The sequence below is a fragment of the Paraburkholderia yinzeri genome (genome assembly GCF_046581065.1).
GTDB lineage: Bacteria > Pseudomonadota > Gammaproteobacteria > Burkholderiales > Burkholderiaceae > Paraburkholderia.
In genome coordinates, this window is sequence record NZ_JBFOCJ010000002.1 from 268,578 (window position 1) to 290,819 (window position 22,242).

The 22,242-nt window shown below is 65.2% G+C and carries 20 protein-coding genes; 5 read left to right on the top strand and 15 right to left on the bottom strand.

Annotated features, from left to right (window positions below; all coding sequences use genetic code 11):
- Nucleotides 1-39: 39 nt before the first annotated feature.
- The 3 genes from WJ542_RS18345 to WJ542_RS18355 all read right to left on the bottom strand — a co-directional run bounded on the left by WJ542_RS18345 (nt 40) and on the right by WJ542_RS18355 (nt 4,382).
- Nucleotides 40-1,491: a PepSY-associated TM helix domain-containing protein gene (locus tag WJ542_RS18345; protein ID WP_411190838.1), complete on the bottom strand. Its 1,452-nt coding sequence runs from the start codon at nt 1,489-1,491 to the stop codon at nt 40-42.
- A gap of 38 nt (nt 1,492-1,529) precedes the next feature.
- Nucleotides 1,530-3,923 (bottom strand): TonB-dependent receptor, encoded by a 2,394-nt coding sequence (locus WJ542_RS18350; RefSeq protein WP_411190839.1) that lies wholly within the window; start codon nt 3,921-3,923, stop codon nt 1,530-1,532.
- Nucleotides 3,924-4,010: 87 nt separating this feature from the next.
- The gene (locus WJ542_RS18355) at nt 4,011-4,382 is read right to left on the bottom strand and encodes a DUF2946 domain-containing protein (RefSeq protein ID WP_411190840.1); all 372 of its coding nucleotides are present in this window, start codon (nt 4,380-4,382) and stop codon (nt 4,011-4,013) included.
- A gap of 185 nt (nt 4,383-4,567) precedes the next feature.
- Here WJ542_RS18355 and WJ542_RS18360 point away from each other — a divergent pair, with 185 nt between their 5' ends.
- Both WJ542_RS18360 and WJ542_RS18365 read left to right on the top strand, forming a co-directional pair.
- Nucleotides 4,568-5,158 (top strand): BPSL1445 family SYLF domain-containing lipoprotein, encoded by a 591-nt coding sequence (locus tag WJ542_RS18360; RefSeq protein WP_411190841.1) that lies wholly within the window; start codon nt 4,568-4,570, stop codon nt 5,156-5,158.
- Between the two features lies 1 nt (nt 5,159).
- Nucleotides 5,160-5,594, top strand: coding sequence for an acyl-CoA thioesterase (locus tag WJ542_RS18365; protein WP_411190842.1), 435 nt, complete (start codon nt 5,160-5,162; stop codon nt 5,592-5,594).
- A 46-nt stretch (nt 5,595-5,640) separates the two neighbouring features.
- Here WJ542_RS18365 and surE read toward each other — a convergent pair whose 3' ends face one another.
- Entirely contained in the window at nt 5,641-6,426 is a 786-nt protein-coding gene (surE, locus tag WJ542_RS18370; RefSeq protein ID WP_411190844.1) for a 5'/3'-nucleotidase SurE, read from the bottom strand.
- A gap of 208 nt (nt 6,427-6,634) precedes the next feature.
- On the opposite strand from surE, the gene ydiK reads away from it, so the two are divergent.
- Nucleotides 6,635-7,738 (top strand): AI-2E family transporter YdiK, encoded by a 1,104-nt coding sequence (gene ydiK / locus WJ542_RS18375; protein WP_487007207.1) that lies wholly within the window; start codon nt 6,635-6,637, stop codon nt 7,736-7,738.
- Nucleotides 7,739-7,882: 144 nt separating this feature from the next.
- Here the strand turns inward: ydiK and WJ542_RS18380 are convergent, their stop codons facing one another.
- The 8 genes from WJ542_RS18380 to WJ542_RS18415 all read right to left on the bottom strand — a co-directional run bounded on the left by WJ542_RS18380 (nt 7,883) and on the right by WJ542_RS18415 (nt 16,395).
- The gene (locus tag WJ542_RS18380; RefSeq protein WP_411190846.1) at nt 7,883-9,520 is read right to left on the bottom strand and encodes an AMP-binding protein; all 1,638 of its coding nucleotides are present in this window, start codon (nt 9,518-9,520) and stop codon (nt 7,883-7,885) included.
- Nucleotides 9,521-9,585: 65 nt separating this feature from the next.
- Nucleotides 9,586-9,981, bottom strand: a complete 396-nt coding sequence (locus WJ542_RS18385) for a RidA family protein (protein ID WP_411190847.1) — start codon at nt 9,979-9,981, stop codon at nt 9,586-9,588.
- Between the two features lie 38 nt (nt 9,982-10,019).
- Nucleotides 10,020-11,189, bottom strand: coding sequence for an acyl-CoA dehydrogenase family protein (locus WJ542_RS18390; RefSeq protein WP_411192486.1), 1,170 nt, complete (start codon nt 11,187-11,189; stop codon nt 10,020-10,022).
- A gap of 19 nt (nt 11,190-11,208) precedes the next feature.
- Nucleotides 11,209-12,063, bottom strand: coding sequence for an enoyl-CoA hydratase family protein (locus WJ542_RS18395; RefSeq protein WP_411190848.1), 855 nt, complete (start codon nt 12,061-12,063; stop codon nt 11,209-11,211).
- Between the two features lie 84 nt (nt 12,064-12,147).
- A complete protein-coding gene (locus tag WJ542_RS18400) occupies nt 12,148-12,699 on the bottom strand; it encodes a MarR family winged helix-turn-helix transcriptional regulator (RefSeq protein ID WP_411190849.1) in 552 nt (183 codons plus the stop codon).
- Nucleotides 12,696-13,478, bottom strand: a complete 783-nt coding sequence (locus tag WJ542_RS18405; RefSeq protein ID WP_411190851.1) for an SDR family NAD(P)-dependent oxidoreductase — start codon at nt 13,476-13,478, stop codon at nt 12,696-12,698. Before WJ542_RS18405 ends, WJ542_RS18400 begins: the two co-directional genes overlap by 4 nt.
- Nucleotides 13,478-15,838 (bottom strand): bifunctional salicylyl-CoA 5-hydroxylase/oxidoreductase, encoded by a 2,361-nt coding sequence (locus WJ542_RS18410; RefSeq protein WP_411190853.1) that lies wholly within the window; start codon nt 15,836-15,838, stop codon nt 13,478-13,480. The genes WJ542_RS18405 and WJ542_RS18410 overlap by 1 nt, the downstream gene beginning before the upstream one ends.
- 104 nt (nt 15,839-15,942) lie before the next feature.
- The gene (locus tag WJ542_RS18415) at nt 15,943-16,395 is read right to left on the bottom strand and encodes a monooxygenase family protein (protein ID WP_411190855.1); all 453 of its coding nucleotides are present in this window, start codon (nt 16,393-16,395) and stop codon (nt 15,943-15,945) included.
- A gap of 61 nt (nt 16,396-16,456) precedes the next feature.
- Between WJ542_RS18415 and WJ542_RS18420 the strand changes: the two genes are divergently transcribed.
- A complete protein-coding gene (locus WJ542_RS18420; RefSeq protein WP_411190856.1) occupies nt 16,457-17,020 on the top strand; it encodes a TetR/AcrR family transcriptional regulator in 564 nt (187 codons plus the stop codon).
- 96 nt (nt 17,021-17,116) lie between these two features.
- On the opposite strand, the gene WJ542_RS18425 is transcribed toward WJ542_RS18420, so the two are convergent.
- From WJ542_RS18425 to WJ542_RS18435, 3 genes are all read right to left on the bottom strand, one after another.
- Nucleotides 17,117-18,244: an aminotransferase class V-fold PLP-dependent enzyme gene (locus WJ542_RS18425; protein WP_411190858.1), complete on the bottom strand. Its 1,128-nt coding sequence runs from the start codon at nt 18,242-18,244 to the stop codon at nt 17,117-17,119.
- Between the two features lie 232 nt (nt 18,245-18,476).
- Nucleotides 18,477-18,899 (bottom strand): hypothetical protein, encoded by a 423-nt coding sequence (locus tag WJ542_RS18430; protein WP_411190860.1) that lies wholly within the window; start codon nt 18,897-18,899, stop codon nt 18,477-18,479.
- A gap of 113 nt (nt 18,900-19,012) precedes the next feature.
- The gene (locus WJ542_RS18435) at nt 19,013-20,890 is read right to left on the bottom strand and encodes a tetratricopeptide repeat-containing sulfotransferase family protein (protein WP_411190862.1); all 1,878 of its coding nucleotides are present in this window, start codon (nt 20,888-20,890) and stop codon (nt 19,013-19,015) included.
- A gap of 129 nt (nt 20,891-21,019) precedes the next feature.
- Here WJ542_RS18435 and WJ542_RS18440 point away from each other — a divergent pair, with 129 nt between their 5' ends.
- The gene (locus WJ542_RS18440; RefSeq protein WP_411190864.1) at nt 21,020-22,210 is read left to right on the top strand and encodes a CaiB/BaiF CoA transferase family protein; all 1,191 of its coding nucleotides are present in this window, start codon (nt 21,020-21,022) and stop codon (nt 22,208-22,210) included.
- The last annotated feature ends 32 nt before the right edge of the window (nt 22,211-22,242 follow it).

Genomic DNA, 22,242 nt, shown 5'->3' on the forward strand with positions numbered 1-22,242 from the left:
CCGGGTCGGGTGGCAACGTGCTGCGGCGGGCGCAACGCGTCAGGCATTCGACAGCTTCGGGCGGCGCCCCGAGGCCACGCGATCGGCGATCCAGACGGCGAGGATCGTCGCCCCCATCAAGGGAAATACGACGCCGAGCACGACGAGGCCGGCTTTCCACGCCCGCATGGGCGGTGCCGCGCGTTCGCGGGAGGGCGCGCCGAGCGTCCGCGAGGGCCGGCGCAGCCACCACATCACGAAGCCGGTCACGGCAAGGGCGCAGAGCCCGAGCGAGATCGCGGCGCAGATCCATTGATTGAGGATGCCGAAGTATCGCCCCATGTGCAGGGATGTACCGTAAGAGATGGCCTGGGAGACGGCGCCATAGTCGCGGTAGCGGATGTCCTTGAGCACCTTGCCGCTGTACTGATCGATATAGACGGTCCGCTCGTCCTTCGGATCGGGCGGGAAGTACGACACGGTGTAGACACCCGCGGGCGAGGCGGGCAGCGCGACGTCATAGCCGCCCGGCACGCCGAGTCCGCGCATTTGCGCCACCACGTCGTCGAGCGTCCGATGCGGCGAGCCGGCCTGTGCCGTGCCGGGCGAGCGCAGCACCGGCACGGCGCCGACGGCCCACGGCACGTTGGGCAACGGCAGGTCGTCCATCACCATGCCGGGCATTGCTTCCATGCCGTGTCCCGCGTGCTCGCCGCGAGCCGGCACGGAAGATTTCATCGCAGTATCGCCGCCCCATGAGCCAGCCGGCGCGCCGAGGTCGGCGCGCGTGGCGAGCGCCTTGAACTGCTTGCCCCATGAGCCGGTCCACGGCAGCCCGCTGACGACGAACGCGAGCGCGCCCACCGCGAGCCAGATGCCGATCACGCCGTGCAGCCGCTTCCAGAGCGGCCGGCCGCGAGAGGCAAGACGCGGGACCAGCGCCGCGCGCCACGAAGCGCCCGCGCGCGGCCACCAGAGCGCGGCGCCGGTGGAGATCATCACCAGCGTCCAGCAGGCGGCCAGCTCCATCAGCAGCTCGCCGGGCTTGCCGAGCAGCAGCTTGCGATGCAGCATGCGATCGACCTGCATGAAGCGCCGGTCCACGTCGAGCGTTCCGAGCACCGCGCCCGTGTACGGATTCACGTACACGCTTTCTTTCGTTCCGCCGGGCAGGGCGAAGACGAATTCGGCACTGCGCGCCGGATCCGCTTCCACGTGGGCCCGGATCGGGCGCGCCTCGCGGGGGAGCGCGGTGCGTGCGCGGCCGAGCAGGGTGTCGGCGGACAGTCGCGGCGTCGCCGCCGGTTCGACCACGAGGCGATGCGGATACAGAAGCGGCTCGATCTGAGGCTGGAAGCAGTAGATCGTGCCGGTGATCGCCAGCACGACGAGGAACGGCATGACGAAGAGGCCGGCGTAGAAATGCCAGCGCCAAAGCGTGCGATAGCCGGGGTGAATGGCGCCGGCGCCAGACGTGGCGCGGGCAGTGGGAGTGGGCAGCGAAACGGACATCGGAGGCTCCTTTCAGGAAGGCTCGGGCGGCGCGGCGCTCAGAGGCGCAGCTTCGCCTCGCAGTAGAACGTGCGGCCGGGATACGGGTGATAGACGAAGTAGCGCTCGTCGAAGAGGTTGTCGACGCCCACGCCGATCTCGCTCGCTTTCGTGGGCCTGAACGTGAACTTCACGTCGGCGACCGTGTAGCTGCTGGTGCCGCCGAAGACGTTCGGGTTCGTGTCGGCGTTGGTGAGCGTGTTGTACTGGCGCCCTGAATAGCGGGCGGCGAGCGTAAGTGCCGCGCGTGCGTCGAAGCGGTATGTGGCCACGAGGTCCGCGCGCCACAGAGGAATCCGGTAGAAGTACTTACCGATGCTTGCCGGGTTCTGCGCATTCTCGATAATCTTCGACTGCGTGTACGCCACGCTTGCCGCAAGGTCGAATCCGTCGATGCCCACGTCTTCGCCCTGATAACTCGTCTCCACGCCGCGCGAGCGTACCTTGCCGATATTCTGGAAGCTCGTGACGTTCGGAATGACGGTGGTGTCGGTCTGGCTGAAGATCGTGTTCTTCACGTCGTCCTGAAACAGCGACAGCCGGAAGATCCCGTTCCAGTGCGCCCATTCGGCGGTCAGCTCTTTCGAGAGATCGTCTTCGGGGCGCAGGTTCGGATTGTTGTTGACAAGGGACGAGCCGTTCACCTGACCCTGGAACAGTTCGCTGACCGTTGGGAAACGGTAGGCGCGGCCGATCGAGGCGCGCAGCGTGAGGTTATCGGTCACGTCGAACGAGAGCGACGCCTTGGGCGAGACATGCTGGTCGCTCGCGTTCGCATACGGCACCGTCGAGCCGCCCAGCGCCTGATCGCCGTCGTAGGCGCGCCAGTCCTCCCAGCGCAGGCCGTAGACGAACTTCCAGCGCGGCAGGAAGCGCCAGGCATCCTGGGCGTAGAGCGCCTGGGTCTGCGTTTTGCCGGAGAAGGCATTGGCGAAGCTGCTCGCACTGCCGTCGCGCCACGCGAGCGTGTTCCAGGTCTGGTTGTCGAGGAAATAGTTGTCGTAGTGGTAGCCGAACGTGAGCCAATGCGCGCCGGGTCCGGCGTTCGGTGTGACCGGCGTCCACGTTGCCTTCAGGTCGAGCGTCTTCCAGCCGGTGCCGTCACCGAAAGTCACGACGCCGGGGCCGTCTCCAGGACCGCCCTGGTTGGCCGTGCGCGCGACACTGCCGGAAACGTCGTAGTACGAAGCAATTGCCTCGGCATTCCAGCCCGTTGCCTGATGCGTGCGCAGTGTTGCACCGTAAAGCCAGTTCTCGCTCCAGCCAAGGCTCGGCGCGAGCGCGGCCGCGGGGATGTTGTATTCGTAGCCGTCGATCGCGACCTTGCCGCTGTAGACGGGATTACCGTTCGCGTCGTAGAGGAAGGTCGAGGCGCTGCTGTTGTAGCTCTGATGCCAATAGCCCAGCGTCACGCCGCCCTGGACGGTGGGCGTGAAATCGTACTGCATGCGCAGCTTGAACTGGTCCTGGATCGTATGTTCGATGCCTTCGCCGTTTACGCCCAGTACGACGGTGGGGGCATTGGTCTGGTTGTTGTAGAAGTACGCGCCGTGGACCGGCGTATCGCCGGGCTGCGCGGGCGTGGCGAACTGCAGCGGCTGGCTCGTGTTTTCGAGGTGGTTGACGCCCAGCAGGTACGAGAATTTGCCGATGCGGTCGCCTATCGAGGCGCTCGTCTCGCTGCCGTTGAAGTTCTGGTTCACGCCGTAGAGGCTGAAGTGCTGCGTGAACGCCTTGACGTCGGCGTCGGCCTCGAAGTGCGTCGGCATGCGCGTGGTGATCAGCACGGTGGCGCCGAGCGAGTTGCCCGGATAAAGCGCCGAAAACGGGCCGTAGATCACGTCGACCTGCTGGATCTGGTCGGGGAACACCATCGACCAGCGCGGCGGGAACGAGTAGCTGTTGCCGAGCAGGTTCGACAGCAGGAGCCCGTCCGCGTAGACGAGGCCGCGCGCGCTTTGCGTGTTGCTCGTGCCGCGCACCGCGATGATCGAGTTGAGGTCGCCGATGAAGCGTTTGCGCACGGCGAGGTTGGGCAGGTACTTCAGCACGTCTTCGGTGTTGACGACGTTCCATTGATCGAACTGCGCGGGCGTCACGGTTTCCACCGTGCCGGGCAGGTTCGGATCGACGGCGGGCACGGGCGCGCCGCCCATGCCGCCGGCCGATGCGCTGACCGTGACGGTTGGCAGCACGGCTGTATTGGTCGTGGCTTCGGCGACGGTGGTTGACGCGGGAGCGGCATCGGCCGCCCAGGCAGTGGACGCCGTGAAAGAGACAGCGAGGGGAAGCGGCAGCAGGCCGAGCGAGGCAAGTCGGACCTGCCGCAGGGAGCGCGGCAAGATACGCTCGCGCAGGCGAGCGCAGCCGCCGCGTGAATCGGGCATGGACATGAAAGCGGTTTCCGGAATGCGTTGGATCCGCGGCCGAACGCATCCCGGAACGACAGGGGACAGCAGGACGACCGATGACGACAGCGATCAGGAAACGGCAGGCGGGCCGCGCGGACGGCCGGATGGGAAGGCGCCGAGCGGCGTGAAGCGGGTGGAGAGCGCTGCGACGGTGTTCACCGTGACGAGGCGCCTGGCGGCAAGCTCAGGCGGCGCAAGCGGTGTGATCGCGGCCTGATGCTGGAGCAGATGGCAGTAGCCGCAGGCGCCGAAAGCGTCGTCGGGCGACAGATGCTGGGCCGGCGTGCCCGGCTGAACGGCGGAACACAGGGCGACCGCGGTATCGGGATCGTGCGCGCGATGCGCGGCGACGAGCTGGCTCACGAGCGGCGCGAGCACGATGAGCCACATGGCGACGAGGCCAAGCCATGCGGTCAGCAGTGCGTGCTTGCGTGGAATCATGAAATTGAAAGGAAAATCGGCGCGAAGTGTAACATGGCCCGGGGTTTCCCCGAGTTTCCCCTGCCGCGAACGAACTCGATGCGAGTTGCATGGTCCTATTTCGCCAGTGCAGGAGCGCCCGCGAGCGTGACGGGCGCCACGAAGGCAACTAAGATCACTCTTCGAGAAATGACAGGATCCCCTTTATGCGCCGACGCCAATTCCTCATTCATAGCAGCGCTGTGCTCGCAACCGGCAGCCTCGCCCTCGCGGGCTGCACGACGACTTCGCTCGACGGAGGCGACACCTCCGCACAAAACGCGGCGAAGCGCCAGAGCATCGACGCGGACGTGGACGCCACGCTCGCGCGTCTTTACAACACGGTGAACGGTTCGCGCGAACTGCTTTCGAGAGCCAATGGCATTCTGGTATTTCCCAGCGTGATCTCGGCCGGCTTCTGGATCGGCGGGCAGTACGGCACCGGCGCGCTGCGCGTGGATGGCCGCACGACGGGCTACTACAGCACCGTGGCCGGCTCGTTCGGCTTGCAGATCGGCGCGCAGTCGAAGGCCATCATCTTCGCCTTCATGAACCACGAGGCGCTCGACAGCTTCCTGAACAGCCAGGGCTGGTCGGCCGGCGCGGACGCGACCGTCGCCGTCGTGACGGTGGGCGCCAACGGCAACATCGACACCTCGACCGCGACCAGCCCGGTCGAAGCCTTCGTGCTGACCAATGCCGGGCTGATGGCCGGCGTCTCGCTGGAAGGGGTGAAGGTATCGCGGCTCGTGATCTGATATGAGCACGCCAGCCCATATCTACGCGCAGAAGCACAAGATCCACTTTTCCGAATGCGATCCGGCCGGGATCGTGTTCTATCCGCAGTACTTCATTCTGTTCAACGACCTGATCGAGTCGTGGATCGACACCTTGATGCCCGAGGGTTATCACGGCGTAATCGGTGCGCGCCGTGTCGGCATGCCGACCGTGCATATCGAGGCGGACTTCAAGGCGATCAGCAGGATGGGCGAGGAGGTGTGGCTCTCGCTCGATGTCGAGCGGCTCGGCGAAGCCTCGCTCACGCTCGCGTGGGCTTGCACGGGCGCGGACGGCGTGCTGCGCATGGCGGCGCGGCAGACTATCGTGACGACCTCGCTCGATACGCATCGGGCGATCGCGATTCCGGGCGATCTGCGTGCGGCGATCGAGCGGTCGGCGGCGGCCGGCTGCTGATTTTTCCTGAAGCCGTTATTGCCGCCTATCTTTTGTGCTGCGCTAGTTACCGGGCTTCGAGTGCGGCCGTGAAGCGCTCGAATGCGCGTTCGTCGGTTCGCTCGAAGTGCAGCGGCGTGACCGAGATGCGGCCGGCATGGACCGTGGCCGTTTCCGTATCGGGGCCGTTCTCGCGCGGGCCGCGCGTGAAGCGCAGCCAGTGGTAGTCGATGCCGCGCGGGTCGATCTGCGGCACGACGTCGATGCCCTGGACGAGACCCACGCCCTGGCGCGTGACGACGAGCGGGCCCGCCGCGCTTGCGTCGATATCGGGAAAGTTGACGTTCAGGCAGATGGGCCGGTCGTGAGTGACGGCCGCGAGGCGCCGGATCGTCTCGGGCGCGAGAGCGCGCGCCGTATCCCAGCGCACGCGCTCGCGGTCCCGGAAGGTCTGGCTGAGCGCGATCGACGGCACGCCGAGCAGCAGGCCGGTCATGGCGGCGCCGACGGTGCCGGAAAACATCGTTTCCACGCCCAGATTGGCGCCGCGGTTGATGCCCGAGAGCACGAGCGTGGGCGTCACGTCGCCCATCAGATGGCGCATGGCCATCACGACGCAGTCGCCGGGCGTGCCGAGCACGCCGAAGCGCCGCTCGCCGCGCCGGCTCACGCGCAGCGGGGAGTGCAGGCTGATCGAGTGCGAGGTGCCGCTCTGGTCGTGCTCCGGCGCCACGACCCAGACTTCGTGCGCAAGTTCGGCGGCGACGGCTTCGAGCACGGCGAGACCGGGGGCGTCGATGCCGTCGTCGTTGGTCAACAGCACGCAGGGGAGTTTCTGATCGGAAGCGGGCATGGCGAGTCTCTTTCGTGGTTGGGCGCGGATCGACAGTCCGGCAGTCTGGCAGGTTGAGGCGAGGAAGGCAGCGGCCATTATGGAAGATAAAGGGCCACTGTGCGACGGACCGCAAGCTATCCGGGATAGACTACCGCGTTGGCCGAGGCCCCCGCACGGTACGTCCGGCCGCGAGGGCCGCGGCGCCTTTTTGTGATTGTTTGTGATGATGCGGCCCCCGCCGCAAGGAGACCCCGTGAAGCAGCAAGACTTGCCAGACATTGCTCGAGCGCTGTTCGTCGTTGCGATTCTCTGCGCATTGACGGTCGGCTCCCTGTACGTCATGCGCCCGTTCATTCCGGGACTCATCTGGGCGACGATGATCGTCGTCGCGACATGGCCCGCGATGCTCGCGGTCCAGCGCCGCCTTGGCAACCGGCGCGGGCTGGCCACGCTCGTCATGCTGCTGATCCTGCTGGTCGTGATCGTCATGCCGCTCTATGAAGCGATCTCGACGCTCGCGGAGCACGGCGCCGAAATCATGGACCTGATCCGCAAGCTGCCTGAGTACGCTTTGCCGCCGCCGCCCACCTGGGTTCATGACGTGCCGATGGTGGGCTCGCGCGTGGCCGACGAATGGCAGACGCTTTCGGATGCGGGTCCCGGCGGATTGCTCGCGCGGCTCGAACCCTACGTCTCCATCGCGGCGCACTGGCTCATCGGCCATGCCGCTTCGGTGGGCGTATTCGTCATCCACATGGTTATCACGGTGGTCATCACCGGCGTGCTGTACACGCAGGGCGAGAGCGCGGCCGCCTTCGTCACGCGCTTCGCGGAGCGCGTGGGCCCGCGCTACGGCGCGGAGGCCGTGCGTCTCGCAGGCGCGTCGATCCGCGCGGTGGCGCTCGGCATCGTCGTGACGGCGGTGCTTCAGTCGGCGCTCGGCGGCATCGGTCTCGCGGTGGCCGGCGTGCCGGGCGCGGGCGTGCTCACCGCCCTGATGCTCATGCTGTGCCTCGCGCAGATCGGTCCCGGACTGCCGCTGTTCGGCGGCGCGATCTGGTTGTTCGTGCACGACGCGCATGTCGCGGCGATCCTGCTCGCCATCTGGTCCGTCATGGTCGTCATGCTCGACAACTTCGTGCGCCCCGTCTTGATCCGGCGCGGCGTGAACCTCTCGATGCTACTGATTCTCTCGGGGGTGTTGGGCGGCATGTTCGCATTCGGCATCGTAGGGCTCTTCATCGGCCCCGCGATTCTTGCGGTGTCCTCTACGCTGCTGACCGCCTGGATCGACAAGACGTCGCCCGCTTCCGTCGAAGCCTCGGAATGAGTGAGCTAGTCTGCCGCCCGGCTTTTCGCGGGCGGTAAGAGGCGAGTTCGCTGAAATCAGGTCGGGCAGTTGGATATTTAACGTATTACGTTGGATTATTGACTGATTTGGGCGGCGCACCGCAATACGCCGCCGCTCCGGGCATCACATCGTGCGCAACGCCGCACGCTTGAGCTTGCCGGTTTCCGTGCGCGGGAGAGCGTCGATGAACGCGATGACGCGCGGATACTTGTACGCGGCAACGGCGTTCTTCACGAAGTTCTGCAGTTCGCCGACCATCGCTTCGTCGCCCTTGAAGCCGGGGCGCAGCACGACAAAGGCTTTCACCACCTGCCCGCGCAGTTCGTCGGGCGCGCCGATCACGCCGCACTCGGCCACGGCCGGATGCTGCATGAGCACGGTTTCCACTTCAGGTCCCGCGATGTTGTAGCCCGAGGAGACGATCATGTCGTCGGCGCGCGCCTGGTAGTACACATAGCCGTCCGCATCGATCGAGACTGCGTCGCCCGGCAGATTCCAGCCGTCGCGCACGAACTTCATCTGCCGCTCGTCGGCCAGATAGCGGCAGCCCGTTGGACCGCGCACGGCGAGGTGGCCGGTCACGCCCGGCGCGACCGGCTGGAGCGCGTCGTCGAGGGCCTGCACGACATAGCCCGGCACGGCGCGGCCAATCGAGCCGGGCCGCACTTCGGCGCCGGCCGAGGAGATGAAGATATGGATCATCTCCGTGCCGCCGATGCCATCCACCATCTCGATGCCCGTCGCTTCGCGCCAGAGCTCCCGCGTGGCTTGCGGCAGCGCTTCGCCCGCGGAGACCGTCTTGCGCAGGCTCGACAGATCGGCGTCTTTCGCGAGCGGCGCCATTTGCCGGTAGAAGGTGGGCGCGGTGAAGACGATGGTCGCGCCGAACCGCTCGATGGCCTGCAGCAGCAGCGCGGGCGTGAGTTTCTCGATCAGCACGGTCGAGGCGCCCACGCGCAGCGGGAAGCACAGGAGGCCGCCCAGTCCGAACGTAAATGCGAGCGGCGGCGTGCCGCAGAAGACGTCGTCGGCCGAGGGCTTCAATACATGGCGCGGGAAGAGATCGCACATCGCGAGCACGTCGCGATGAAAGTGCATGCAGCCCTTCGGCGTGCCCGTCGTTCCACTCGTGAAGGCAATCAGGCACACGTCGTCGGCCGCCGTGTCGCAGGCGGCGAACGTCGCCGGCTTGCTGGCCGCGAGACTCTCCAGGCTGCCCGGTGCGTCGTCGTGGAAGTAGCGCACCTGCTTGAGGTCCGCGCAGAAGAACGCGTCGGCGGGGTCCGTGCAGCGCGCAAGCTCGTCGGCGAGCCGCACGTCGCACAGCGCCGCGGCGACCTGGGCCTTGTCGATGATCTGCTTGAGTTCCTTCGCCCGCAGCAGCGGCATGGTGGGCACGACCACGAGCCCCGCCTTCAGCGCGGCGAGCAGCGCCACGGCCATCTGCAGCGTGTTGGGGCCGCGCAGCAGCACGCGGTTGCCGGGCACGAGGCCCATGTCCTCGATGAGGACGTGCGCGCTGCGATCTACCAGCGTGCGCAACTGGGCATAGGTCGTGGCCTGGGGCTTGCCGTCGACGTCCGACCAGATGGCCGGCGCCTCGCCGCGTCCTGCCTCGATCGCACGGTCCAGCAGTTCCGCTGCGCAATTGAGCCGCGCCGGGTAGGCGACATCGGGATTGTCGAGCAGCAGCGTGGGCCACTGCGATTCGGCCGGCAGGTGGTCGCGGGCGAAAGTATCGACGTGGGCTGTCGCTTCCATGACGTCTCCAACATGGGTTCGTATTGTCTGTTGCCGTTTCCGAGGGTGCCGTTCAGGCGCCGCGTTTAGTCGGGAATCACCGCAGTGGCTTCGATTTCGACCTTCGCGTCGTCCTCGATCAGCGCGACCACCTGGATTGCGCTCATCGCGATGTCGTAGTCGCCGATCAGCTCGCGAAACGCCCCACCGATTTCCTTGAGCGCTGCGAGGTACTCGCGTTTGTCGGTGACGTACCACGTCATGCGCACGAGGTGCTCGGGCTTGCCGCCCGCCGCTTCGAGCACGGCGACGATGTTGCGCAGCGCCTGCACGGCCTGGGCGCCGAATTCGCGGCTCGTGAACCGGGCGTTTTCGTCCCAGCCAATCTGGCCGGCGATAAAGATCTGCGTGCCGCGTGCGGCGACGCCGTTTGCATAACCGCGGGGCTTGACCCAGCCGGCGGGAAGAAGAGCTTTTTTCATGTGTCGTCCGATTCGATGTATGGCGTTGCAGAGCGGGCTTATGCGCCGGCGTGGGCCTTGAGCAGGTCGCGCCCGACTATCAGTTGCTGCACCTCCGTCGCGCCTTCGTAGATGCGCAGCGAGCGGATCTCGCGGTAGAGCGTCTCCACCGTGTTGCCGCTTTGCACGCCCATGCCGCCCCAGAGCTGCACGGCCGCGTCGATCACCTGTTGCGCGCCTTCGCTGGCATGCCACTTCGCCATCGCGGCTTCGCGCGTGACGCTTTCGCCCTGGTCGCGCAGCCAGGCCGCGCGGTAGACGAGGAGGGCACTGCTGTCGATCGTCAGCGCCATCTGCGCGAGTTTTGCCTGGGTCAACTGAAAATCGGCGAGGGTCTGGCCGAACATCTTGCGCGAGGCGGCGCGAGAGAGGCCTTCGGCCAGCGCGCGGCGCGCGAATCCCAGCGAGGCCGCGGCCACGGACGTGCGGAAAATGTCGAGCGTGCGCATGGCGATCTTGAAGCCTTCGCCCGGCATGCCGAGCATCTGGCTGCGCTTTACGCGCGCGCCCGCGAAACGCAGGCGTGCGAGCGGATGCGGGGCGATCACGTCGATGCGCTCGGCGATTTCGAGTCCCGGGGTATCGGCATCCACCACGAAGGCGCTGATGCCGCGCGAGCCCGGTGCCTCGCCGGTGCGGGCAAACACCACGTAGAAGTCGGCGATGCCGCCGTTCGAGATCCACGTCTTCTCGCCGTCGAGCACGTAGTCGTCGCCGTCCGCGCGCGCGGCGAGCGCCATGGCCGCGACATCGGAGCCCGCCTCCGGTTCCGAGAGCGCGAACGCGGCGAGCGCTTCGCCGCGTGCCACGCGCGGCAGATAGCGCGACTTCTGCGCGTCGGTGCCGGCGAGCGAAATGGCGCCGGAGCCGAGGCCCTGCATCGCCAGGGCGAAGTCGGCGAGGCCCGAGTGTTTGGCGAGCGTCTCGCGCAGCAGGCACACGGCGCGCGTATCGATCGTGTCGCCGTGGCCGCCGTAGGCGGTGCCGCCCACGCCGTAGCTCAGCCAGCCCGCGTCGCCGAGCTGGCGCACGAGCGCGCGGCAGGTGGCGTCGACGTCGTCGTGCGGTACGTGGGCGAGATGCTCGCGCGACCAGGCTTCGATGCCGGCGGCGAGCGCGCGGTGGCGCTCCTCGAAGAACGGCCAGGCGATGGCGTCGTGGAGGTTCATGTCAGCGGCTGCGTTCAAATCAGTCTCCCTCGAATACCGGACGCGTCTTTGCCGCGAATGCCGTATAAGCGCGGCCGAAATCGCGTGTGGCCATGCAGATCGCCTGGGCTTGCGCTTCGGACTCGATCGCTTCGTCGATGCTCATGGTCCATTCCTGATGCAGCATCGTTTTCGTGATGCCGTGCGCGAACGTGGGGCCGGCGGCGAGATCCGCGGCCAGTTGCTGCGCGTCGGCCAGCAGCGTGTCGGGGTCGCACAGGCGGTTGTAGAAGCCCCACGCGAGGCCTTCTTCGCCGCTTGCCGAGCGGCCCGTATAGAGCAGCTCCGCGGCGCGGCCCTGACCGATGATGCGCGGCAGGATCGCGCACGCGCCCATGTCGCAACCGGCGAGCCCCACGCGCGTGAAGAGGAACGCGAGCTTGCTGCGCGCCGTGCCGTAGCGCATGTCGGAGGCCATCGCGAGAATCGCGCCCGCGCCCGCGCAGACGCCGTCCACCGCGGCGATGATGGGCTGCGGGCAGTGGCGCATGGCCTTCACGAGATCGCCCGTCATGCGCGTGAACATCAGCAGTTCGGGCATCGGCAGATCGACCAGCGGCGCGATGATGTCGTGCACGTCGCCGCCCGAGCAGAAATTGCCGCCCGCGCCGTGCAGCACGATGGTCTTGATGTCGGTTGCGTAGGCAAGCTGACGAAAGAGGTCGCGCAGCTCCGCATACGATTCGAACGTGAGCGGGTTCTTGCGCTCGGGGCGATTCAGCGTGATCGTCGCGACGCGGCCTTCGACGGACCAGCCGAAGTGTTGCGCACGATAGTCCGCCAGCGCGACGCGGTTGCCCGCGAAAAGCGCTTCGGCGTTGGAACGTGTCGTCAAGATAAGTCTCCTGTGTCGGCGGGAGTGGGTGGGAGTTGGCGCGTTGGCGCCCACCCCGGCCCCATGCCTGAATTTTGGCGCGCTTCAGTCTTCCAGACTGTCGCGCAGATGCTGCTTGAGCTTGCCGAGCCGGTCGTGCATCTTCGACTTCTCGTCGAGCGACAAGCCGCCGAACATCTCGACCACCCATTGCTCGTGGGCTGCCGCCATGCGGTCGAACAGCTTGCGGCCTTCCGGCGTGAGGCGCACGGCGATCGAGCGCCGGTCGGCCGGATCCGCGTCGCGCACGACGAGGCCTTCTTTTTCGAGCTGGTCGGTGATGCCGGTGACGTTGCCGCCCGTGACCATCATGCGGCGCGACAGCTCGGTCATGCGCAGCCCTTCCGGGTGGCGTTCGAGCTGCGCCATCAGGTCGAAGCGCGGCAGCGTGGTGTCGAACTCGGTGCGCAGGCGGCGGCGCAGCTCGGCCTGCACGAGGTTCGTGGTGGTGAGCAGGCGCAGCCACAGGCGCAGGCCCATGTGGCTGTCGGCGCCGGTGCTCATCTCCATGTCGACGACGTTCCCGGCCGGGTTCGCTACCCCCTTGCGCGGCGTTTTCGGAGCAGCGTTCTTGCGTGCGGGCAGGGGCGGGCTCATGTGATTTCTCCACCGGAAACGGAAATGGATTGCCCGGTGATGGCAGCGGAACCGGGCGCGCAGAGCCACAACACGGCGTTGGCGACTTCGTCGGGCGTGACGAAGCGCTGCTGCGGGTTGTGGCGAACCAGGATGCTACGCGCCTCCTCGGCGCTGCGCGAGGTCTTGCGCGTGATCTGTTCGATCGAGGCCTGCAACAATTCGGTTTCCGTATAGCCCGGGCAGACCGCGTTGACCGTTACGCCCTGCGTCGCGACTTCGAGCGCGAGGGCGCGCGTCATGCCGATCACGCCGTGTTTCGAGGCGCAATAGGCGGCGACATAGGGATAGCCGACCTGGCCCGCCGTGCTCGCGACGTTGACGACGCGGCCGCGCTTGCCGGCGAGCATGGCCGGCAGCACGGCGCGCGTGCAGAGGAACGCACCGGTCAGGTTGACGTCGAGCATGCGGCGCCACAGCGCGAGATCGGTTTGCGCGAAGGGGGCGGCCTGGGCCTGGCCCGCGTTGTTCACGAGGATGTCGACGGCGCCGAAACGTTCTGCGGCGCGGGCGAATGCTGTGTCGACGGCGTTTTCGTCCGTCACGTCCGCACTTTCGCAGGCAACGTATTCAGTATCGCCAAGCATCGAGCGCTGCGCTTCGAGGCGCGCAGCGTCGCGTCCCATCAGCGTGACGCGCGCGCCGGCGCGCAGCAGGGCGGCCGCCGTCGCGGCGCCGATGCCGCTGCCGCCGCCTGTGACCACAGCATGATGGTCCGCCAGGGTGTTCTGTGCGCTCATCACACGGTTCCTTCCGCGCGCTGGGCGCGTTCGAGCGGCGAGAGCCCCGCGCTCGCGGCGGCCGCGGCGCGCTCGCGCTCGATGTTGCGTTCGAGCTGGGTTTTGGCCGCCGTGTACTGGCGCGGCCACATGACGTCGAGATAGCCGATCTTCGCGGCCTCGGTGAGTGTCCACGAGGGGTTCGCGAGGTGCGGCCGTGCCACTGCGCAGAGGTCGGCGCGGCCCGCCGCGATGATGCCGTTCGCGTGGTCCGCTTCGGAAATTGCGCCTACGGCGATGGTGGGGATGTCCGCTTCGTTGCGCACGCGATCGGCGAAAGGCGTCTGGAACATGCGCCCGTAGACGGGACGTTCTTCCTTGCTCACCTGGCCCGACGAAACGTCGATCATGTCCGCGCCCGCCGCCTTGAAGGCACGCGCGATCTCGACGGCGTCGTCGGGCGTATTACCGCCCTCGACCCAGTCGTGTGCGGAGATGCGTACCGAAATCGGCTTGTCAGCCGGCCACACGGCACGAATCGCGGCGAACACTTCCAGCGGGTAGCGCAGGCGGTTCTCCAGCGAGCCGCCGTAGGCGTCGCTGCGCTGGTTGGTGAGCGGCGAGAGGAAGCTCGAAAGCAGATAGCCGTGCGCGCAGTGCAGTTCGAGCCAGTCGAAGCCGGCCTCGACGGCCAGTTCCGTCGAGCGTACGAACTGCGCCTTGATTTCCTCCATTTCCGCGGCGCCAGCTTCCTGCGCCCACTGGCTCACGCCGCGCAGATATTGCTGCGGCGAAGCGGAGACGAGCGGCCAGTTGCCGTCGGGCAAGGGCTGGTCGATGCCTTCCCACGCCACGCGCGTCGAACCCTTGGCGCCGGAGTGGCCGATCTGGATGCCGATCTTCGCGTCCGACTGCGTATGCACGAAGTCGACGATGCGCCGCCAGGCGTCGCGCTGTTCCGTCGTATAGAGGCCGGGGCATCCCGGCGTGATACGCGCTTCGGGCGACACGCAGGTCATTTCGGTCATCACGAGACCCGCGCCGCCCATGGCGCGCGCGCCAAGGTGCGTCAGGTGATAGTCGCCGGCCACGCCGTCGCGGGCCGAGTACTGCGCCATCGGCGAGACCACGATGCGGTTCTTCAGCGTGACGCCGCGGACCGTGTACGGCGTGAACATCGGCGGCACGGCGCGTTCGCTGGCACCCGCACGCGCGGCCAGCCAGGACTCGAAACCGCCGAGCCAGGCGGCGTCGCGCTCGCGTAGATTCTCATGCGAAATGCGCTGCGAGCGCGTGAGCAGCGAGTAGGCGAACTGCTCCGGCTCGAAGTGCGCGTAGCGGTCCACGTGCTCGAACCATTCCGTCGAGTTGCGCGCGGCGTTCTGGATGCGCAGTACGTCCACGCTGCGCACGCTCGTGTAGTGCGCGAGCGCGGTGCGCAAGTCGCCCGGACACGCGTCCATGCTGTTGGCGAGTTCGATCGCGTCTTCCAGCGCGAGCTTCGTGCCTGAGCCGATCGAAAAATGAGCCGTGTGCGCGGCGTCGCCCATCAGCACGACCGGTGTTTCGTGGCCGTCGGCGCCGTGCTTCCAGTGCACCCACTCGCGATTCACGACGCGCGGGAAGCGGATCCACTGCGAGGAGCCGCGCAGGTGCGAGGCATTCGAGCGCAGCGCGTGGCCGTCCAGATAGCGCGCAAAGAGCTTCTCGCAGAACGCGATGCTGTCTTCCTTGCTCATGGTCTCGAGACCCGCCGCGCGCCAGACATGCTCGGGCGCTTCGACGATGAAGGTCGAGGTGTTTTCGTCGAAGCGGTAGGCGTGCGCCTGGAACCAGCCCCATTCGGTTTCTTCGAACGCGAACGTGAACGCGTCGAAGAGCTTCGAGGTGCCGAGCCATACGAAGCGGCAATCGCGCAGGTCGATGTCGGGCTGATACGTCGCGGCGTATTTCTGGCGCGTGGCGCTGTTCAGGCCGTCGCTGGCGATGACGAGGTCGGCTTCGCCGATATCGTCGTCGGTGATCTGCGACTCGAACACGAGCTTCACGCCGAGTGCTTCGCAGCGCGCCTGCAGGATGTTGAGGAGGCGCTTGCGGCCGATGCCGCAGAAGCCGTGACCCGAAGACCGGATCGCGCGGCTGCGGTAATTGACCTCGATATCGTCCCAGTGATTGAAGGCGTCGAGAATTTCCGCCGCGCTTTCGGGGTCGGCCGCGCGCAGATTGCCCAGCGTCTGGTCCGAAAACACCACGCCCCAGCCGAACGTGTCGTACGGGCGGTTCCGCTCGATCACGGTAATGTCGTATTCAGGGTGGCGACGCTTCATCAACAGGCTGAAGTACAGGCCCGCCGGACCACCACCAATGCAAACGATGCGCATGCTCGCTCCTTGTTCTCGCTTCAGGATCAATTTAGGTCGAAATATTTTAGATGTCAAGTAAATTGGCGAAGGAGAACGAACTTGCCGAAGGCGAGGCGACGGGGTTAATCCGCCGCCATTCGCTGCCGCGCGCTCATGAAAGGTCCGGTCGGACGGCGCTCCGGCGCGAAGCGGCCGAAGCCAAAGGGGCCGGGCATGTCGATATAGACCGCCTCCATTCCCTGCCGGCTATAGCTCTCATGCCAGAAGCCCGCGCCGCCGCTGTCGCGCAGGAAGTCGCGCCACCAGCGGGAATGGGGCTCGCTGCGGGTAAAAGCCTCGAGGCTTTCGAGGTTGCGCCAGTACTGGCGGATGCCGATGTGGTTGAGGGCGAAGAGGAACGGCTCGCTCCACAACAATCCCGGCGGTGGGGCTGACTCGATCTGCCGCAGGCCTTTGCCGATGCCGAGCAAGGTGGCGATCCCCCGCAACCGACGGACGCGAAAGCCCAAAATGATGACGACGAGATCCGGATAGGCGCTGAGGTCGACGGACCTTCGGGTAGCGGAGGCTTGCATGGCGACTCCTTGATGTTTACGCTGTAAGCATAGTCCCGGATGATTACAGTGTAAACAGGCGATGAGCGATTCCATTTTGTCCCTTCCCGACCGGCTGGTCGATTGCGCGCTGGCGTTGCTCGAACAGGGCGAAAGCGATGTCAGCCTGCGTGCCGTGGCGCGGGCGGCAGGGGTTTCGGCGATGGCGCCCTATCGCCATTTCGAAGACAAGGCGGCGCTGATGGGCGCCGTCGCGCTCAAGGGCTTCGCCATGCTGGAGGCGGACACCGCGCGGGCCGACGAGGCGGACGATCCGGGCGAAGCATTGACAGCGCAGGGCTTGGCCTATGTGGGTTTCGCCCGCGCACATCCTGCGCTGTTCCGGCTGATGTTCGCGGATGGGGCAGGGCTAGACCTGCCGCCTGGGGATTGCCAGGGAGCCTATACGTTGATGGCGCGACGCATAGCCGAACTGGCGCCGCACCAGGTCGAGGCGGGGGGGCTTGCTTGTTGGGGACTGGTTCACGGATTGGCGACACTGGCGCTCGACGGACGCATTCCGGCCGATCCGGCCGCTGACAGGGCGGCACTGGCTCTGATGATGCAGGCACTGAGGGCCGCGCCGCCTGTCCCCATCGGTTTCTGACGCGGTTCCCATGACAGGGGCTGCTCCATTTCCTGCCGATGCGGTTGCAATTGCAGTTCAAGGGCAGCCCATGCGCACAGGCTCCGGAAAAGCGAACTAAAGAATGCGGTCCAACGCTTTGGCGAACCTGGCGGCCGCACCTTCAACATCGTGCAATTTGTCGAGACCGAATAGGCCGATGCGGAAAGTCTTGAAATCGTCAGGCTCGTCGCATTGCAGAGGAACGCCGGGCGCGATCTGCAAGCCTGCATCGGCGAATTTCTTGCCGGACCGTATGCCGTCGTCGTCCGAATAGCAAACCACCACGCCCGGAGCCTCAAAACCTTCGGCCGCCACGCTTTTGAAACCTTGGTCTGCCAGCAGCGCGCGAACGCGTTTGCCGAGCTCAAGCTGCTCGTCTTTCACCTTATCGAAGCCGTATGCCTGCGTTTCCTTTATCACGTCGCGCAGCGTCGCGAGACTGTCGGTGGGCATCGTGGCGTGGTAGGCGAACCCGCCGTTCTCATAGGCCTCCATGATCTGCAGCCATTTGCGAAGATCGCAGGCAAAGCTGGTGCTGGTTGTTGCATCGATTCTTTCCCGGGCGAGGGGGCTGAGCATGACCAGCCCGCAGCAGGGTGAGGCGCTCCATCCTTTTTGCGGCGCGCTGATCAGGACGTCGACGCCGCTGGCCTGCATGTCGACCCAGACCGTACCGGAGGCGATGCAATCCAGGACGAACATGCCGCCGGCCTCGTGCACCGCGTCGGATACCGCACGCAAATAGCCATCGGGCAGCATCATCCCGGATGCGGTTTCGACATGCGGCGCAAAGACCAAGTCCGGCTTGTTTTCCCTGATTGCCGCGACCACTTCTTCGATCGGGGGCGGTGCGTAGGCGGCCTGCCTTCCTGGTTGGACCGGACGCGCCTTCAAAACGATCGACCCGGACGGAATGCCGCCCATGTCGAAAATCTGCGACCAGCGGAAACTGAACCAGCCATTGCGAATGACCAGACACTTCTTGTTGGTCGCGAACTGCCGGGCAACGGCTTCCATGCCGAACGTTCCGCTGCCCGGAACGACAATGGCGGACTTCGCGTTGTAGACTTTTTTCAGGGCGTCGGAAATGTCGCGCATGACACCTTGAAAGAGGTGCGACATATGATTGATCGAGCGGTCGGTGTAAACCACTGAATATTCGAGGAGCCCCTCGGGGTCGACATGGGGAAGTAAACCTGGCACGCTCGCCTCCGGTAAAGGATGAACAATATGAGCAGTATTCGTGACGGGATACCGCTGCAACAACGCAAATATGCTTTTTCTCTACGAAAACAGATTCTAGCGAAAGCGGCCTGCAACTTGTGCGCAGATTCCTGCGTTATCCGGCGCAGGCTCAGGGGGTAGCCTCCGGCCGTCTGCCGAAGCCTGGGCTGGCTCGTCGCCATTGTGCGATGCAGCGGAACCCGTTTCCGGATCACTTCCTCATGGGCGGTTGTGGGTTGTTGGCCGGGTTCGTATCGAACCGGCTCACGCTTTCGATGCCCGCCTTGCCTGTGAGATCCGATAGCCGCGCATGCAGCCAGTCGGCGGTTTCCCTGGCGTAGACCGGTTCACCGCTCACGTACACCGTAAACGACCTCAGATATTTCGCCTTTTTCTCGGGGTTGCCGATCGTATCCTTCGTCCATTGATACAGCGGATACCGGTCCAGGCCCGCGCTTTCCGCCTCTTCGACGTATTCGACGAATGCATCGAACTGGCACTGCAAGGCGGCGTTGCGTTCGCGCAAGACAGCCTCGAGCAAATCGCGCCCCGCATGGTGTTCGCGCGCCCGCAACGCTTCGGCCAGCTCGGGCACGACGGTGATCCGAACCTGGAACTGCCATGTTTCTGCCATGTATGTCTCCTGCGGGGAACGAGCAGAGTGTAAGCGCCAGGGCAACCCGTCTTGAGGGGCGATAAAGCTCCGGAAAGCATTGTGTCCACCTGATCTACGTTGAACCAGCCTCGCTACGCCTTTCGGTTGCTCGCGAGGCCGTCCAGAAGAGGTTGCAACAATGACTGGGGCGGCCGCCAACGCCGCAACGAAGATCCGAACAGCGGTTTGCGAACCTGCTGGGCACTCATGGTCAAGACCTGGCGCCTCGTTTGATGAAACTGCATGCAGCGTTCGTCCCAGGCGAGTCCGCAGTGATCGAGCATCCGGCGGACGTTGTGCTCGAAGTCCTTGACCAGATCTTCGTAGCGGATTTCGAGCAGGGTGCCCTCCGGCAAGATGCCCCGCCAATGCGACATCAAGTCGGCGTAAGCATGATAGTAGCGGCCAAGCTCGCCCAGGTCGTAGGCAAACGGGACATCGCCGAACAGCTTTGAATAGATCGACAGGCAGGTTTCCACAGGATCCCTTTGGATGTGAATAAACCTGGCATTCGGCAAGGCCATATGAATCATGCCTAGATAGATAAAATTGAAAAGATACTTGTCTGTAATCCTAAGATAGTCGTTAGCGTTGGCAACGGCCGTGTGTATACGGTGCACATAATCGTGCCCAATCTCAGTCAATGGCGCGGCGGCCATGGCGCGGAGCGCGTCGACGTCGATCCTGCTTCCTTGGCTCGTTCGTGCCTTCAGCGCTTTTTCAAAGTCAGGTCGCTCTCCGGCTCCGAACACCCGGGGATGGCTGGAAAGTATCTGTTCGACCAGCGTTGAGCCTGAGCGTGGCATGCCTACGATAAAGACCGGGGAGCAGGATGGGTCGCCTGTGCCGCGACGGGCTTCCAGCAGCCCGGACGTGATCAGGCCGGGGATGTGCCTGAGCAGGTTGAGCGTGGATGTTTCGTCGTAGCGAATGCTGGCTCGATATAGGGCATTGGCCTTCTGAAAGTGTTCGAACGACAGTTCATGGTTTCCGTTGTCCGCCTGTGCCTGCCCGAATGCGAAGTGCAGATGCATCTGGTTGGACGGTGTTAACGAGTCGGTATGGTTGACTCGCTCGGCCATGGCAATGACGCACGGATCGCTGGTGGCCAGGCGTTTCGTTTCAACCAGAAGTCGGGAGTACGAAAAATTTTCCGGGTCGGCTGCAATCGCGTGCCGGAAGTGCGATTCCGCGCTATCCACTTCGCCTAACGACAGAAGTGTCTTCGCCAGATTGTTGTGTACCGCCGGAACGTTCGGCGCAAGTTCAACGGCTTGCCGCAAATGCCGCAGGGCCGCCTGCGAATCCCCGAGGTCATTCAGGACAGTCCCGAGATTGTTGTGCGCCTCGGAATTGCCGGGATCAAGCTCAACGGCCTTGCGATAGTGAAAGGCGGCATCCGGCAGATTCCCCTCGAACTGAAGGGCAAGCGCCAGGTGGTAGTGAAGCGTGGCGAAGCCGGGTTGCCTCGCCAATCCTTCCCGGGCGCTCCGTGCCGCCGCGGCGAACGTTTTCATCGTCAATTGGACGATGCACAGGCTGTTGTAGAACGCCGGATTGGGGAAGGCATTGATTGCGTGCGAGATCCAGGCTTCTGCGCTGGCAGGCTGGTTCGCGGCCAAGGCAACCAGACCGCGTAAGTGCAAGCCATCGGCATGCGCGGGATTGACGGCGACGAGACGTTCGAGCAACTGCGCGGCAGCGTCGAGTTTGCCCGACTGATAGGCCTGTTGAGCTTCCTTGAACTGGATCTCGCAATATTGCTGTAGGAAAACAGAATCCATGTCGAAAGCGTCGCTATCGTTCCGGCAATTGAGAGCAAATAGACGGCACGTCGGCGAGGGCGGCCGCAATCGGTACTTGACGAAAGTATATGAGATTGCAGTGCCCGGATTCCGGACGATGCGAAAAGAGGCCGGGCCGCGTGATCCGATGAAATCCTTTCGTGCCATGCCAGTCGGGCGGTTCATCGTTTGCCTCTCATCTGTTGCGGCGCATTATTTTGCGGCGCTTATGTCGTTGTTTTGAATATTTCAATGGACGCTGGCATGACCAACGCGGACGATGCGACGCATGAGAACAACGGAACAGGAACAGTCATGAAAGCGTTGGATGGCCTCAGGGTGCTCGATCTCGGAACCTTCGTCGCGGGCCCTTTCTGTGCGACGATCCTCGCGGAGTTCGGCGCCGAGGTCATCAAGATCGAGCCGCCCGACAGCGGCGATTCGCTGCGCCGCTTCGGTACGCCAACGGAATGCGGAGATACGCTGATGTGGCTCACCGAGAGCCGCAACAAGAAATGCGTGAGCCTCAATCTCGCCGACCCGCGCGGCCAGGCCATGCTGCGCGAACTGGCGGCCACCTGCGACATCGTCGTGGAGAACTTCCGGCCCGGCGTGATCGAGAAGTGGGGGCTCGACTTCGAGACGCTGCACGAGATGAACCCGCGCACGATCCTCGTGCGAATCTCGGCCTATGGCCAGGACGGTCCGAGTCGCTTCAAGCCGGGCTTCGCCAGGGTCGCGCACGCGTTTTCGGGGCTCGCCTACCTGGCGGGCGAGCCGGACCGGATTCCGGTGACGCCCGGTTCGACGTCGCTTGCCGACTACGGCTCGGGGATGTACGGCGCGATCGGCGCGCTGATCGCGCTGCAGGCGCGGGAGCGCACGGGCCGGGGCCAATGCGTCGATCTCGCGCTCTATGAATCGATGTTCCGCGTTCTCGACGAGATGGTGCCCGTCTATCACAAGTTCGGCCGCGTGCGCGAGCGCATGGGCGCGAACGCCGTCAACGTCGCCCCGCACGCGCACTACCGCAGCCGCGACGGACGCTGGATCGCGATCGCCTGCACGAACGACAAGATCTTTCGACGCTTCGCCAACGTGATGGCGCAACCGGAGCTTGCCGACGCATCGCGTTGGGGCCACGTCGCAAATCGCGTTGCCGACATCGAAGAGGTCAATCGCGTCGTACAGGAATGGGTGGGGGCGCGTGAGCACGGCGAGGTGCTGCGCGCCTGCGATGCGGGCGACGTGCCGGCGAGCCTGATTTACAGCGTTGCCGACATCTTCGAGGACGAGCAGTACCGAGCCCGCGGCAATATCCGCGTGATGCCGTCGCGCGCAGGCGAGGTGGCCGTACCGGACGTGATCCCGAAGCTGTCCGACACACCGGGCTGCGTCGAATGGCTCGGCGCCACACTGGGCAGCCACAACGACGAGATCTATCGCAATCTGCTTGGCCTCACAGATTCCGACCTTGCCGCGCTGCGCACGGCGGGCGTGATCTGACCGGGCCGGGGCGAACCGCATCGAGCAAGGAG

Bases quoted from the DNA above. Each gene is read 5' to 3' on its own strand.
- WJ542_RS18440 (WP_411190864.1), top strand. From the start codon at position 21,020: ATGAAAGCGTTGGATGGCCTCAGGGTGCTCGATCTCGGAACCTTCGTC.
- WJ542_RS18390 (WP_411192486.1), bottom strand. From the start codon at position 11,189: ATGAACCTCCACGACGCCATCGCCTGGCCGTTCTTCGAGGAGCGCCAC.
- WJ542_RS18355 (WP_411190840.1), bottom strand. From the start codon at position 4,382: ATGATTCCACGCAAGCACGCACTGCTGACCGCATGGCTTGGCCTCGTC.
- WJ542_RS18420 (WP_411190856.1), top strand. From the start codon at position 16,457: ATGAGCGATTCCATTTTGTCCCTTCCCGACCGGCTGGTCGATTGCGCG.
- WJ542_RS18410 (WP_411190853.1), bottom strand. From the start codon at position 15,838: ATGCGCATCGTTTGCATTGGTGGTGGTCCGGCGGGCCTGTACTTCAGC.
- WJ542_RS18400 (WP_411190849.1), bottom strand. From the start codon at position 12,699: ATGAGCCCGCCCCTGCCCGCACGCAAGAACGCTGCTCCGAAAACGCCG.
- WJ542_RS18380 (WP_411190846.1), bottom strand. From the start codon at position 9,520: ATGGAAGCGACAGCCCACGTCGATACTTTCGCCCGCGACCACCTGCCG.
- ydiK (WP_487007207.1), top strand. From the start codon at position 6,635: ATGCGGCCCCCGCCGCAAGGAGACCCCGTGAAGCAGCAAGACTTGCCA.
- WJ542_RS18405 (WP_411190851.1), bottom strand. From the start codon at position 13,478: ATGAGCGCACAGAACACCCTGGCGGACCATCATGCTGTGGTCACAGGC.
- WJ542_RS18360 (WP_411190841.1), top strand. From the start codon at position 4,568: ATGCGCCGACGCCAATTCCTCATTCATAGCAGCGCTGTGCTCGCAACC.
- WJ542_RS18415 (WP_411190855.1), bottom strand. From the start codon at position 16,395: ATGCAAGCCTCCGCTACCCGAAGGTCCGTCGACCTCAGCGCCTATCCG.
- WJ542_RS18365 (WP_411190842.1), top strand. From the start codon at position 5,160: ATGAGCACGCCAGCCCATATCTACGCGCAGAAGCACAAGATCCACTTT.
- surE (WP_411190844.1), bottom strand. From the start codon at position 6,426: ATGCCCGCTTCCGATCAGAAACTCCCCTGCGTGCTGTTGACCAACGAC.
- WJ542_RS18345 (WP_411190838.1), bottom strand. From the start codon at position 1,491: ATGTCCGTTTCGCTGCCCACTCCCACTGCCCGCGCCACGTCTGGCGCC.
- WJ542_RS18350 (WP_411190839.1), bottom strand. From the start codon at position 3,923: ATGTCCATGCCCGATTCACGCGGCGGCTGCGCTCGCCTGCGCGAGCGT.
- WJ542_RS18430 (WP_411190860.1), bottom strand. From the start codon at position 18,899: ATGGCAGAAACATGGCAGTTCCAGGTTCGGATCACCGTCGTGCCCGAG.
- WJ542_RS18385 (WP_411190847.1), bottom strand. From the start codon at position 9,981: ATGAAAAAAGCTCTTCTTCCCGCCGGCTGGGTCAAGCCCCGCGGTTAT.
- WJ542_RS18435 (WP_411190862.1), bottom strand. From the start codon at position 20,890: ATGAACCGCCCGACTGGCATGGCACGAAAGGATTTCATCGGATCACGC.